Genomic DNA, 14,275 nt, shown 5'->3' with positions numbered 1-14,275 from the left:
GAGGGTCGGCGATGCAGCGACCTGAATTCTTCCGTTTCCACAATGGCGAAAAAGCCATTCTTCCGTTTTCTCAAGCTGAGTATGACGCCCGCCTGATGGGGCTGCGCGCAATTATGGATGCGCAAGGCCTAGATGCGGTTGTGCTGAGTTCGATGCACAATATCGCCTATTACTCGGGTTTTCTCTACTGTGCCTTTGGCCGCCCCTATGCGTTGGTTGTGACCGCATCTGAGGCGGTCGTGATCTCTGCGGGTATTGATGCGGGGCAGCCATGGCGGCGCTGCGCCTGTGATGGGATCACCTATACCGATTGGCAGCGCAACAATTACTGGCGCGCCGTGGCCCATGTCGCGGGGCAGGGCAAGGCAGTTGGTTACGAAGCCGATCATTTGGTCTTGAGCCAATTTGCGCTTCTCAATGAGTTCTTGGCGCCAAAATCCACCGCCGATGTCGCGCCTGCTACGATGCGCCAGCGCATGGTGAAATCTGTCGCCGAGCGCGAGTTGATCCGCGCAGGCGCGCAAGTTGCCGATGTGGGCGGTTATGCCATTCGAGACGCCGTGAAGGCGGGGGTGCGCGAGATTGATGTCGCCATGGCAGGCCGCGATGCGATGGAGCTGGAAATCGCCAAACGCTTTCCCGATGCCGAATATCGGGACACTTGGGTGTGGTTCCAATCGGGGCTTAACACCGATGGCGCGCATAACCCTGTCACGGGGCGGGTTTTACAGCGCGGTGATATCCTGAGCCTCAATACCTTCCCAATGATCTCGGGCTATTACACCGCGCTTGAGCGCACGATGTTTGTGGGCGAAGTGGATGCGGCAAGCCTTGGTTATTGGCAGGCGAATATCGAGGCGCATGAATTGGGTATGAGCCTGATGAAGCCGGGTGTCAGCTGTGCTGAGATCACCCATGCGATCAATGATTTCTTCGCGGAACGCGATTTGCTGCAATATCGCAGTTTTGGCTATGGCCATTCCTTTGGGGTGTTAAGCCATTATTACGGCCGCGAAGCAGGTCTTGAGCTGCGCGAGGATATCGACACTGTTCTCGAAGAAGGCATGGTGATTTCCATGGAGCCTATGCTGACAATCCCCGAGGGAATGGCAGGCGCGGGCGGCTATCGCGAACATGATATTTTGATCATCACCAAGGATGGGGCCGAGGATATCACGGGCTATCCATACGGCCCTGCCGAAAACGTGGTGGGGTAATCTATCGGAAGGGGCGGTCAGGTGGCCGCCCCAGTCCGTTGAAGTTTCTGCTTCAACCTTGCCCCCTGCATGGCATAAGCTGACATCAGGCTTGCGGAACGCACGGGGGATCTACGGCACGCAAAGGCATCATTTTGGCGGGTGGCACGGGAACGCGGCTTTATCCGATTACCATGGCCCTTTCGAAACAGCTTTTGCCGATTTATGATAAGCCTATGATCTATTATCCGCTTTCGGTGCTGATGTTGGCCGATATCCGCGAGATTGCGATCATCACCACCCCGCAGGATCAAGCCCAGTTCAAAAGCGCCCTTGGCGATGGCAGCCAATGGGGCATTCGGTTGGACTGGATTGAACAACCCTCGCCCGATGGTCTGGCCCAAGCTTATCTTTTGGCGGAGGATTTCTTGGCAGGTGCGCCTTCGGCGATGATTTTGGGTGATAACCTTTTCTTTGGTCACGGATTGCCTGAATTGATGAAAGAGGCCGATCATGACAAAGCAGGTGGCACTGTCTTTGGCTATCATGTGTCAGACCCGCAGCGATATGGCGTGGTCGGGTTTGATGCTGAGGGCCGTGTGCGCGAAATCATCGAAAAGCCAGAAGTGCCGCCTTCAAATTATGCAGTGACAGGCCTCTATTTTCTGGATGGCACGGCGCCTGCGCGCGCCAAATCGGTGACCCCATCAGCGCGGGGTGAGTTAGAGATCACCTCGCTTTTGCAGAGTTATCTTGACGATGGGCAATTGGATGTTTGCCAAATGGGGCGCGGGTATGCGTGGCTTGACACAGGCACTCATGCCAGTCTGCTCGAGGCTTCGGAATTCGTCTATACATTGCAAAAACGCCAAGGTTTGCAGACGGGCAGCCCCGATGAGATCGCCTATCACAAAGGCTGGATTTCGGCGGCAGATCTTGCCGCGCGCGCCCAGTTGTTTGGCAAGAATGAATATGGGCAATATTTGCAGGCACTCATCAAAGGGGCTTGACCTTCCAGTAACTGGAACCCTTATCTGAAGGGTGAAATGCCCCAACTGAATGATAAGTGACCCTTTAGAATGCTAGACCACCAAGCGCAGCGCGTGATCCCTTTGATTGTTGAGAACCTCTCTTGTGGGGGCTGTGCTGCGCGGGCGGAAAAGGCGCTTGCAGCCTTGCCGCATGTTCGTTCTGCTCAGGTCAATTTGACCACCAAAACCGCCCAAGTGACAGCCACGCCAGAGTTTGATCTGTCGGCGATGGATGCAGCGATGCGCAAGGCGGGGTATCCCGTTGCGCTTGACCCTGCGCAGACCACTCACTGGCGTTTTGCCGTGGAAAATCTCAGTTGTGGGGGCTGCGCCTCCCGCGCTGAAAAAGCCTTGAATGCCTATCCCGCCGTGATCAAAGCTGAAGTCAATCTGGCCATGAAAGAGGCCTATGTCACCGCGGCCCCCGATTTGGCCCTTTCCGATTTGACCGATATGATGCGTCAAGCAGGCTATCCAATCCTGCCTGAGACACAGGCGGCAGAGGTGCAGCCCGAGAGCGGCGCAGAGGATGAAGGGCACCTGCTAAAGCGACAGTTGATCTTGGCGGCGCTCCTGACCTTGCCTGTTTTTATCATGGAGATGGGCGGGCATCTTTTTCCCGCGTTTCATCACTGGCAGGTCGCGACCTTTGGGGAATTTACAACCCGTCTGGCGCAATTTGCCCTGACCACCTTGGTCTTATTTGGCCCCGGTGCTGTGTTTTTCCGCCTAGGGGTGCCTGCATTGCTGCGCGGCGCGCCAGAGATGAATTCCTTGGTTGCGATGGGGGCCACGGCGGCATGGGCCTTTTCCACCGTGGTCACATTCGCACCAGACTTAATCCCAGAAGCCAGCCGTTTCATCTATTTCGAGGCCGCTGCGGTCATCGTCACCTTGATCCTCTTGGGACGTTTTTTGGAATTTCGCGCGCGCGGTCAGGCGGGCGCAGCTATTCGCAGCCTCATGGAACTGCGCCCTGACACCGCCACCCTCTTGCAAGATGGGGCCGAACGGCAGGTGGCAGCGTCTGACCTGCGGATCGGGGATCTGATCCGCGTCAAACCAGGTGAGAAAATTGCCACCGATGGCATCGTGACCGAGGGCGAGGCCTTGGTTGAAGAAAGCATGATCACAGGCGAGCCTGTTCCAGTGACGAAATCTGTGGGTGATCGTGTTGTGGGCGGCACGATGAACCGCGCGGGCAGCGCCATTTACCGCGTGACTGCAACAGGTGGGCAAACGGTTCTCGCGCAGATCGTGGATATGGTCACAAAGGCGCAGATGACGCGCCTGCCTATCCAATCTTTGATCAATCGCGTTGCGGCGGTTTTTGTGCCTGTCGTGATCGCTGTGGCGTTTGTAACCACGGCGCTTTGGTGGGTCTTTGGCCCATCCCCCGTGCAGGCTATGGTGATTGGCGTGTCTGTTCTAATTATTGCCTGCCCCTGCGCCATGGGTCTGGCGACACCTGTGTCTGTTATGGCAGGAACGGGGCGCGCTGCGGAATTGGGGGTGCATTTCCGTGAGGGGCGCGCACTGCAAGATTTGCGGCAGGCCGACATTGTGGCCTTTGACAAAACAGGCACCCTCAGCACGGGCGCGCCTGCGCTTGTGGCGTGTTACAACGCGCAAGACGAAGATCGCCTGATTGCCTTGGCCGCAAGTGTTGAGCGTGGATCAGAACATCCCTTCGCCCAAGCAATTGTGGCCGAGGCCGAGGCGCGTGGGCTGACCATCGCGGCGATGCAAGGGTTCCAGAACAGCATCGGTGGCGGCGTCCGCGCAACTGTCGGGGGCGCGGAGATCGCCCTAGGCACAGAGGCCTATTTGGCAGAGTTGGGTGTCAGTGTCCCAGACATTCCCCCTCAGGGCGCAAGCCTGATCCACTTGGCGCAAGATGGTGCCTATGCCGGCAGTCTGGCCTTTCGTGATCCTGCTAAGAAAGATGCCCGCGACACGATTGACGCGTTGAAAAGCATGGGTCTGAAGATCGCGCTTCTTTCAGGCGATGCGGCGCCTGCGGTTGATGCGCTTGCCGCAGAATTGGACATCACAGAAGCCCATGCTCGCCTCAAGCCCGAAGATAAATTGGCACTTGTGGCGGCGTGGCAAAAGGCGGGGCAGCGCGTTGTTTTTGTCGGCGATGGGATCAATGACGCCCCTGTTTTGGCGCAGGCAGATGTGGGCATCGCGCTTGGCAGTGGCACCGATATCGCGATGCAGGCGGCAGATGTGGTTCTGGTGTCTGGCGCGCCATGGGGTGTTGTGGATGCCATGACCCTGTCGCGGGCCACTTTGCGCAATATTTGGCAGAATCTGTTTTGGGCTTTTGGCTATAACGTGGCGTTGATCCCTGTCGCAGCAGGGGCATTGGCCCTGATCGGAGGGCCGCTTTTGAACCCGATGTTGGCGGCGGGCGCGATGGCGGCAAGCTCGGTCTTTGTGGTGATGAACGCGCTACGCCTGCGTCATGTGGGGGGGCATTGATGAATATATCGCAAACGGCCATGGCCACGGGCCTGCCCGCCAAAACCATCCGTTATTACGAGGAAATTGGTTTGATTGCCCCTGCGCGCGGCGAAAACGGATACCGCAGTTTTTCGCAACAAGAGGTGCATAAGCTGAGCTTTCTTGGGCGCGCCCGTGAATTGGGGTTTTCCATCGAGGAATGCCGCGCGCTTTTGGCCCTTTACGAGGATCGCGGGCGCGCAAGCGCCGATGTGAAAGAGATCGCGCAACAACATTTGCAGGATATTGATGCGAAAATGGCCAAATTGGCCGCGATGCGGGCGACCTTGGCCGATCTTGTGTCGCGCTGTTCGGGGGATCACCGCCCCGATTGTCCAATCTTGGAGGATCTCGCGATTGAGCCAAGCGGGCGGGTGGATTGAAAAACTGCGCGGGCGCTTCGATTTTGAGGTTGACGCTTGCCCCCGCTTGTCCTACTTCCGCGATGCTTCTGGCGGAGTAGCTCAGTTGGTTAGAGCAGCGGAATCATAATCCGCGTGTCGGGGGTTCAAGTCCCTCCTCCGCTACCAAGCCCTTCCTTGCACATTCAGCACTGTGATTGACGCAGCAGCGGCGCTCGTGCGCCGCCGCGTTCATCTTAGCCCAATTCCGCCAAACGCGCGAAGGCGGTTTTAATCTTGGCTTCTTCTTCCTCACGGGCCGCAAGGTTTTCGCGGGCCTCTGCGACCACATCTTCGGGGGCGCTTGCCACGAATTTGGGGTTGTTCACGCGGCCCTTCAGCCCGCCGATTTCCTTGGCCAACTTATCCAGCAGCTTCTGCAAGCGCGCCTTTTCCTCGGCCACATCAATCAGATCAGCCACGGGCAGGCCGAACGTGCCGCCCTCAACCGCAACTGTGACTGCACCTTTGGGCATGGTCTGGGTATGGGTCAGCTCCGAGATGCGGGCAAGCCGTTCGATCATCGCTGCGTTATTGTCCCACGCGGCCTGACCGCGCGCATCGAGATCAAGTTGCAACAACTGCACCTTAAGCCCCACAGGCACATGCATTTGCGCGCGCACGGAGCGGATTTCTTCGATCAGCGAAATCACCCAAGTCATCTCGCGTGCGGCCTCGGCATCGACCAGTTCCGCGCCATAGTCGGGCCAATCTGTATGCACCAGCATCTTGGGGCGATCTGCAATCTCGCCCCACAGCTCTTCGGTGATGAAGGGCATTGTGGGGTGCAAAAGGATCAGACATTGGTCGATCACCCATGCCATGGTCGCGCGGGTTTCGGCGATGACAGCCGCGTCATCAGAGGCAAAAAGCGGCTTGGCGAATTCGACATACCAATCGCACACCTTGCCCCAGACAAAAGCATAAAGCCCGTTTGCCGCATCGTTGAACCGATATTGCGACAGCGCCTCATCATGGGCCACACGCGCCTGTGCGGTTTCGCCGATGATCCATTTGTTCACAGTTTGGCTGACCGATTTTGGATCAAACCCGTCAACAGGTTTGCAATCGTTCATTTCCGCAAACCGTGCGGCGTTCCACAGTTTCGTGCCGAAATTGCGATAGCCCGCGATGCGGTCTTTAGACAGTTTCAAATCGCGCCCCATCGCGGCCATGGAGGTCAGCGTAAAGCGCAGCGCATCCGCGCCAAACTCGTCAATCAATTCGAGGGGATCAAGCACGTTGCCGATACTCTTCGACATCTTGCGCCCCTTTTCATCGCGCACCAACGCGTGGACGTAAACGTCACGGAAGGGGATGTCATCGACCACGGCCAATTGCATCATCATCATCCGCGCAACCCAGAAGAAGATGATGTCAAAGCCCGACACAAGCGTTGAGGTCGGGAAATAGCGTTCCAATTCTGGTGTCTTTTCAGGCCAGCCAAGCGTGCCGATGGGCCAAAGGCCAGAGGAGAACCAAGTGTCGAGAACATCGGGGTCGCGGGTCAGGGATTTGCCGCCTGCCATCGCCTGCGCTTCTGCCTCTGTTGGGGCGCAATACATTCCGCCTTCGTCATCATACCACACAGGAATCTGATGCCCCCACCACAACTGCCGCGAGATCGTCCATGGCTCGATATTTTCCAGCCAGTGGAAATAAACCTTGCGGTGTTGTTCGGGCATGATCCGCGTGCGGCCCGTGCGCACGGCCTCTAGCGCGGGTTCCACGATCTTGGCGGTGTCTACAAACCATTGGTCGGTCAGCATCGGTTCGATCACGACCTTTGAGCGATCCCCGAAGGGTTGCGTGATGGTCTTTTCCTCGACCAAAGGCACCAAGGCATCCGCGCCTTCCGCGTCTGGTTTCAGCGCGGCTTTGCCAAGGCGGGGGTCATCGGCGCGGGTCATCACGGCCAGACCTTCGGCGGTGATCTCCGCCACAACCGCATCACGGGCGGCGTAACGCTCCATCCCGCGCAGATGGTCGGGAACAAGGTTCAGCGCGTCCACTTCGGCCTCGGTCAGGGTCTTGTCCCCATTGGCCACTTCCTGCGCAGTCTTCGCGGCCTCGGCATAGGCTGCGCCATCGGCGCGCAGATGCGCGCGTGTGTCCATCAGGCGATAGCAGGGGATATTGCCCCGCTTGGCCACGGCGTAATCGTTGAAATCATGCGCGCCCGTGATTTTAACCGCGCCCGAGCCAAAAGTTGGATCAGGATATTCATCGGTGATGATCGGGATCAGGCGGCGATGTTCCTTTGGCCCGACAGGGATTTCGCAGAGCATCCCCACGATGGGCTTGTAGCGTTCGTCATCGGGATGCACCGCCACCGCGCCATCGCCGAGCATGGTTTCGGGCCGTGTCGTGGCAATCGAGATATAATCGCGCGTCTCGCGCAAGGTGACGTTTCCGTCCTCATCCTTCTCGACATATTCATAGGTGTCCCCACCCGCGAGCGGATATTTGAAATGCCACATATGGCCTGTCTGGTCGATATTCTCGACCTCAAGATCGGAAATCGCAGTCTCGAAATGCGGATCCCAGTTCACCAACCGCTTGCCGCGATAGATGTAGCCTTTGTTATACATATCGACAAAGACCTTGATCACCGCATCATGGAAATTGCCCTCTTCGCCTGCGGGTGCATTGGGTGCGCCTGACATGGTGAAGGCCTCGCGTGACCAGTCGCAGGAGGCGCCAAGGCGCTTAAGCTGTTCGATGATCGTGCCGCCAGATTTCTTTTTCCACGCCCAAACATGGGAGAGGAATTCCTCGCGGCTCATATCGCGGCGCGATTTGCCCTCCTTGGCCAATTCGCGCTCGACCACCATCTGCGTGGCGATGCCCGCGTGATCGGTGCCAGGCTGCCACAGCGTGTCAAAGCCGCGCATCCGATGCCACCGCACAAGCACATCTTGCAGCGTGTTGTTGAACGCATGGCCCACATGCAGCACGCCCGTCACATTGGGGGGCGGGATCATGATGCTAAACGCCTCAGAACCTGCTTTGGCATTGGCCCCTGCCTTAAAGCATTCCCCTGCTTCCCATTTCGCGGAAATCCGCGCTTCGGCTGATTTTGCGTCGAATGTCTTTTCCATTTGATCTGCCTTCGGGCTGCATCTGCGTGTGGTTTCTCAGTGCTTCCCTTACCCAATGGGGCGGGTGAGGCCAAGGGGCAAGGGGGCGCTTCTCTACGGGAAATCGTGAGAAAGCGGCGGGCGAGACTGGACAGATCGATCTGGCCCGCTACTGTGCGACCTAAGCGAAGGCGCGTTTCGCAGTTCAGCGCCATGCCAGTAGGAGGGATCATGAAAAAGTTTGGATCAAGCCAATCGGTGAAACGCCTTGAAGATGCTCGTCTTTTAACGGGGCAGGGGCGCTATATTGATGATATTGCGCCAAAGGATGCCTTGGTGGGGTTCGTGCTGCGCAGCCCTGTTGCACATGGCACTATCACCACCCTTGATCTTGATGCCGCGCGTGCGGCGGATGGGGTGCATATGATCATCACGGGTGCTGATATCGAAGCGGCGGGGTATCTGAATGCGATGCGCTATGTCACCGTGAAAAACGGCGATGGCAGCGATGCGGCTGCCCCGCGCCGCCCCGTCCTGACCACCTCGCGGGTGAGGTTTGTGGGCGAGGCCGTGGCCTTCATCGTGGCAGATAGCCTTGCGCAGGCGCGCGATGCAGCTGAACTGATCGAATTGGATATTGATGACCTGCCCGTGAAATTAGATCTTTCTGCAGGCGGCGCGGCGCTGCATGACGAAGCGCCCGATAACGTGGCCTATAATTGGGAACATGGCGATGAGGCGGCTGTCAAAACTGCGATGGCACAGGCCAAACATCGTGTCAGTCTGCGCATCGAAGACAACCGCATTATCGTCAATTCAATCGAGCCGCGTGGGTGCTTCGCGGAACCGCAGGGTGAGCGTATCCATCTGGGCGTAAATGGTCAGGGGGTCTGGGGCACCAAAGGTGATCTATCCAAATTCTTTGGCATTGATCCTTCGCACGTCCGTGTGACCACGCCCGATGTAGGCGGTGGGTTCGGGATGAAGACCATGGGCTATCCCGAATATTTCCTAACCGCGATGGCCGCCCGTCATATGGGCCGCCCTGTGCGGTGGATGTCCGATCGCACCGAGGCCATGTTGGCCGATAACGCGGGCCGAGATTTGGTCACAGTGAGTGAGCTTGGCTTTGACGAGAATTATCGCCTCGTGGCCTATCATTTGGACAGTTGGTCAAATCTTGGGGCCTATGTCTCGCAATATGGGCAGCTGATCCAATCAAACCTATTCGCCCGCGTTTTGACGGGCACCTATGACATTCAAAATGTGTTTTTCCGCAACCGTGCGGTATTTACCAACACCGCGCAGGTCGATGCCTATCGTGGGGCGGGGCGCCCTGAGGCGATTTTCTGCCTTGAGCGCAGCATGGATCACGCTGCCCGCGTCTTGGGGGTGGATCCCGCCGAATTGCGCAGGCGCAATTTCATTCGCCCTGATCAGATGCCCTATCGCACCGCAACGGGGGAGCTATACGATGTGGGCGAGTTTGGGGCGCTTTTGGATCGTGCCTTGGAAAAAGCGGATCTGTCAGGCTTTGACACACGCCGTGCCGCCAGCGCCGCCAAGGGCAAACTGCGCGGTGCGGGGATTTGTTACTATATCGAGTCAATCCTAGGCGACCCCGATGAGCGGGCCAAGATCGAACTCACTGATGCCGGCGCGCGCGTTTATGTCGGAACGCAATCAAACGGGCAGGGCCACGAAACGGTCTATCCGCAGCTTGTCCATGATCAAACGGGCCTTCCGCTTGAGGCGATTGAGATCGTGCAGGGTGATAGTGATTTGATCGAAATGGGTGGCGGCACGGGTGGATCGCGCTCGGTCACTGTGCAGGGCATGGCGCTGCGCGCCGCAGGTGATAGCCTCATCGGTGGCTTGCGCGATTTCATGGCGGATCATCTCGATGCGGATGATGTCAATTTCGATGCCGATGAAGGTGTCTTCCGTGCGCCTGGCTCAAATGTGGTGGTTACGCTCCTAGAGGCTGCAGAGGCCGCGCGCGGTGCGGGCCGTGCGGATCTGTGTGTGGTGCAGGAATATGTCAAACTGCCCGGACGTTCCTATCCCAATGGGTGCCATATTGCTGAGGTCGAGATTGACCCCGAAACGGGTGTGATGGCCGTGGATCGCTACACTGTGGTAGATGATTTCGGAAATATGATGAACCCAATGTTGGCTGAGGGCCAAGTGCATGGTGGCGTTGCGCAGGGGATTGGTCAGGCGGTTTGCGAGCGCGTGGTTTATGACGCAGATGGTCAGCTTTTGACAGCAACCTTCATGGATTACGCGATGCCGCGTGCCGATAATATGCCCTTTATCGGCTTCTCCATCCGTCCTGTTCCTTCAACCGCGAACCCATTGGGGATGAAGGGCTGTGGCGAGGCAGGCACAGTGGGTGCGTTGGCGGCAGTTTCGAATGCGGTCAATGATGCGCTTGCGGATATGGGCGCCAAGGTTGAGATGCCCTTCACCCCCGCCCGCCTGTGGGAGGCCATCGAAGCCACCCGCGCGATTGCGGCAGAATAGGGTTATGTCCCGCGTGGTTTGGCCCGCAGGGTTGGGTCAGCCGCGCGTGGATCTTCGGGCCAAGGGTGGCGGGGATATTGCGCGCGCATATCCTTGCGCACATCCGCATAAGAGCCTTCCCAAAATTGCGGCAGATCTTGCGTCACCTGAATAGGGCGCTGCGCAGGAGAGAGCAGCGTGAATTTAATGGGCAAGCGATCTGGCCCTATGCGCGGATGCTCGTTCACGCCAAAGACCTCTTGGATGCGCAGTGCAATGGCGGGTTGGGCATCGCCGTAGTCAATCGCGATTTGTCGCCCCAAGGGGGTTGTCCAATGCGCAGGTGCAAGGCGATCAAGCTCGGCCAAGGCCTCATATCCCACCAACAGCTTTAGCCCCTCGCTAGGGTCGAACCGCCCCAGATCATCCGCGGTGCGCGCTGTGCCGAGGAAGGGCAAAGCCCAATCTTCAAGCTGTGCCAAAAGCGCCTCATCGCTGACATCGGTCAAGCCCGCGAAGGCAATGCGCGCCCGCAGAAATGTTGCGCCGCGTGTCCACCCTAACGCGTTTAGACCAAGGTCGCGAATACCCGCGCAGAGGGCTTTTGCAACCTCCTCGGGGTTTGGCTTGGGGTCATGCCTCTCGTCTAGGATGAGCGCGCCAAAGCTTTCTTGCAGCTTGGTTTCAACGCGCCGCAGGCGCGGGTTCCAGTCGCAAATCTTTTGCCATGCAATTTGATCGCCATAGATGTCACGCAACTCGGCTTCGGTCAGGGCAAGCGCGCCCCTGATCCGGGCTTCGCGCGGGTTGCCATCAAGGTCACTGGCAACAATCAAGCGCGCGCCTGCCAATTCATCGCCTGCGTCAAAGATGGCACCTTTTCCACCTGAAAGAATATATCGCGGGGCGTCCCCCTTGCGGCGCATCCCGATACGGTCGGGATAGGCCAAGGCCAGATATTGCGCGTCACTTAACGCGCGACCTTTGGCCAAGGGTTTGAGGCGCGCCATTTCCTGACGGATACGCGCAAGGGTAGGGGATTTTCCTGCAGGGTCATCCAAAAGGCGCAGACGCAGCTTCAGATCACTTTGCGAAGTTTGCCCCTGCAGGGGGTCACGCTCGCCCAAAAGGGCCGCAATTCGGGCGGCGCGCGCATCTCCAGACAACAGCATATGCGCAAGACGCGGGTGCAAGGGCATTGCAGCCATCGCGCGCCCGTGAGCCGTGATCCGCCCTTTGGCGTCCAAACCCCCAAGCCCTTGCAACAAGGCCCGCACCTCGGCCAGAGCGCCCAGAGGGGGCTGCGTGAGAAAAGCCAAGCCATCCGCGCTGCCCCAGAGGGCCAGTTCCAATGCCAAGCCTGTCAAATCGGCGGCCTCTATTTCGGCGGGGGGGAAAGCGGGTAGCGCGCCTTCGCTGCCCTTCGTCCAATTTCGATAACAAATGCCTGCCGAGACACGACCCGCGCGGCCACGGCGTTGATCCGCCTCGGCGCGGCTGACGGGTTCGGTCACAAGCCGTGTCATGCCTGAGGCGGGGTCAAACCGCGCGCGCCTTGCGCGGCCACTGTCGATGACCACGGATATATCTGCAATGGTCAGTGAGGTTTCTGCGATGGATGTGGCAAGCACCAATTTTCGCGCACCATCTGCCTCGGGTGTAATGGCCGCGCGCTGTGCGGCCAGGGGCATTGCCCCATAAAGTTGATGCAGGCGAATATCGCGGGGTAAATCAAGCAGGGCTGCGGTGCGCGCAATCTCGCCTTGACCCGGCAAAAAGGCCAAGATGCCCCCCTCCGTTTCGTGCAGGGCCTGCAGGATCAGATCGGCCATCGCGCGCTCAAGCCGCGTCTCCTTGGGCAGGGGGGCGGGCAGATGATGGGTCACCACCTCAAAGGCTTGGCCTGCTGATGTGACAAGGGGCGCGTCATCAAGGAGTGCCGCCACGGGGGCCGCATCCAATGTGGCCGACATGACCAAGATCTTTAGATCTGGCCTAAGCGCGCCGCGTAATTCCCAACTCAAGGCAAGACCAAGATCAGCATTGAGCGACCGCTCGTGGAATTCATCAAAGATGATCGCGCCAATGTCAGGCAGATCAGGCGCGTCTTGGATCATGCGGGTGAGGATGCCTTCGGTCACAACCTCAATCCGCGTGGCAGGGCTTGTTTTGCTGTCGCCGCGCATGCGGTAGCCGATGGTCTGCCCCACCCCCTCGCCCAAGGTTTGCGCCATGCGTTCGGCAGCGGCACGCGCGGCCAAACGGCGGGGTTCAAGCATGAGGATACGACCCTGCACCGCCCCCGCCTCAAGCAGGGCAAGGGGCACACGGGTGGTTTTGCCCGCGCCGGGCGGGGCCTGCAAAACGGCGCGGCCTGCGCGCGCAAGGGCGGCGATCAGCTCGGGCAGGATATCATCAATCGGCAGGCGCATAGGGCGGCAAAAGTCTTTCGGGGTGGACGTAGCTTGGCCGAACAGGCAGAAAAGCCCTTGTAAGGTCAAGGAGTAATCAGCCCCGATGACGGCAGAATTGGATATTCTCGATCTCAAGGATCGGATTTTGGCGGGCGAACGCCGTGCGCTTGCCCGTGCCGTGACCTTGGTCGAAAGCAGCCGCGCCGATCATCGTGCGCAGGCGGCCGCACTTTTGGACGCGCTGCGCGGCCATAGGCGTGAGGCGCTGCGCATCGGCCTCTCGGGCACGCCTGGTGTTGGGAAATCCACCTTTATCGAGGCCTTTGGGATGATGCTGACCGATGCAGGGCTGCGCGTTGCGGTTTTGGCGGTTGATCCCAGCTCTGCGCGCTCAGGCGGGTCAATCTTGGGCGATAAGACACGGATGGAGCAGCTCTCGCGCGCGCCCTCGGCCTTTATCCGCCCCTCACCCAGTCAGGCAAGCCTCGGCGGCGTGGCGCGCCGCACCCGCGCGGCGGTGTCGCTTTGTGAGGCGGCAGGGTTTGATGTTGTCTTGATCGAGACAGTGGGTGTGGGCCAATCCGAAACGATGGTGGCCGAGATGTGCGATCTTTTCGTTCTGCTTTTGGCGCCCGCGGGCGGGGATGAATTGCAAGGGGTCAAGCGCGGGATCATGGAAATCGCCGATCTGATCTTGGTGAACAAGGCTGATGGTGATTTGCGTGCCACCGCCACCCGCACAGTGGCCGATTACGCAGGCGCGCTGCGGCTGTTGCGCAAACGCCCGCAAGACCCCGAAGGGTTCCCAAAGGCACTGGCCGTTTCTGCCGTGGAAGGGGCAGGGATTGAGACAGCATGGGTCGAGATGCAGAATTTGGCCCAGTGGCGGCAGGCGGCAGGCATCTGGGAAGAAACCCGCGCCACGCAAGCGGCCCATTGGTTCGAGACAGAATTGCGCGAGGGGTTATTGGCGCGGTTGCGCGAGGATAAGACGATCCGCGCCGCTATCGAGACCCGCGTGCGTGATGTGGCAGCGGGCAAAATCAGCCCCGATGCGGCGGCGGCGGAGATTTTGGGGAAAATGGCCCCTTAGGCGGTTTTCCGCATGAGCGCGACTTTGGTGATCAACAAAAGCCAAGG

At 58.9% G+C, this 14,275-nt stretch carries 8 protein-coding genes and 1 tRNA gene; 7 read left to right on the top strand and 2 right to left on the bottom strand.

All coding sequences use genetic code 11. The annotated features are described in order from the left end of the window. Positions 1-11 precede the first annotated feature (11 nt). The 5 genes from AAC620_RS09020 (at position 12) to AAC620_RS09000 (ending at position 5,265) form a co-directional block, all read left to right on the top strand. Positions 12-1,217: an aminopeptidase P family protein gene (locus AAC620_RS09020; protein WP_340244405.1), complete on the top strand. Its 1,206-nt coding sequence runs from the start codon at positions 12-14 to the stop codon at positions 1,215-1,217. Between the two features lie 128 nt (positions 1,218-1,345). Continuing rightward, positions 1,346-2,206, top strand: coding sequence for a glucose-1-phosphate thymidylyltransferase RfbA (gene rfbA / locus AAC620_RS09015; protein WP_340244652.1), 861 nt, complete (start codon positions 1,346-1,348; stop codon positions 2,204-2,206). Positions 2,207-2,275: 69 nt separating this feature from the next. Continuing rightward, positions 2,276-4,714 (top strand): heavy metal translocating P-type ATPase, encoded by a 2,439-nt coding sequence (locus AAC620_RS09010; RefSeq protein WP_340244403.1) that lies wholly within the window; start codon positions 2,276-2,278, stop codon positions 4,712-4,714. Beyond that, the gene (cueR, locus tag AAC620_RS09005; protein ID WP_340244401.1) at positions 4,714-5,118 is read left to right on the top strand and encodes a Cu(I)-responsive transcriptional regulator; all 405 of its coding nucleotides are present in this window, start codon (positions 4,714-4,716) and stop codon (positions 5,116-5,118) included. The genes AAC620_RS09010 and cueR overlap by 1 nt, the downstream gene beginning before the upstream one ends. Before the next feature lie 70 nt (positions 5,119-5,188). After that, a tRNA-Met gene (locus AAC620_RS09000) sits at positions 5,189-5,265 on the top strand. Positions 5,266-5,333: 68 nt separating this feature from the next. On the opposite strand, the gene AAC620_RS08995 is transcribed toward AAC620_RS09000, so the two are convergent. Next, positions 5,334-8,237 (bottom strand): valine--tRNA ligase, encoded by a 2,904-nt coding sequence (locus AAC620_RS08995; protein WP_340244399.1) that lies wholly within the window; start codon positions 8,235-8,237, stop codon positions 5,334-5,336. Positions 8,238-8,447: 210 nt separating this feature from the next. Here AAC620_RS08995 and AAC620_RS08990 point away from each other — a divergent pair, with 210 nt between their 5' ends. Beyond that, a complete protein-coding gene (locus tag AAC620_RS08990) occupies positions 8,448-10,742 on the top strand; it encodes a xanthine dehydrogenase family protein molybdopterin-binding subunit (protein WP_340244397.1) in 2,295 nt (764 codons plus the stop codon). A gap of 2 nt (positions 10,743-10,744) precedes the next feature. Here AAC620_RS08990 and hrpB read toward each other — a convergent pair whose 3' ends face one another. Continuing rightward, on the bottom strand, positions 10,745-13,153 hold the full coding sequence (gene hrpB / locus AAC620_RS08985; RefSeq protein ID WP_340244396.1) for an ATP-dependent helicase HrpB: 2,409 nt from the start codon (positions 13,151-13,153) through the stop codon (positions 10,745-10,747). Positions 13,154-13,238: 85 nt separating this feature from the next. Here hrpB and meaB point away from each other — a divergent pair, with 85 nt between their 5' ends. Next, entirely contained in the window at positions 13,239-14,228 is a 990-nt protein-coding gene (gene meaB / locus AAC620_RS08980) for a methylmalonyl Co-A mutase-associated GTPase MeaB (RefSeq protein WP_445322458.1), read from the top strand. Positions 14,229-14,275 lie beyond the last annotated feature (47 nt).

Source organism: Roseobacter sp. HKCCA2468, assembly GCF_037805105.1.
Taxonomy (GTDB): domain Bacteria; phylum Pseudomonadota; class Alphaproteobacteria; order Rhodobacterales; family Rhodobacteraceae; genus M30B80.
This window is presented reverse-complemented; position numbering and strand designations above follow the sequence as displayed.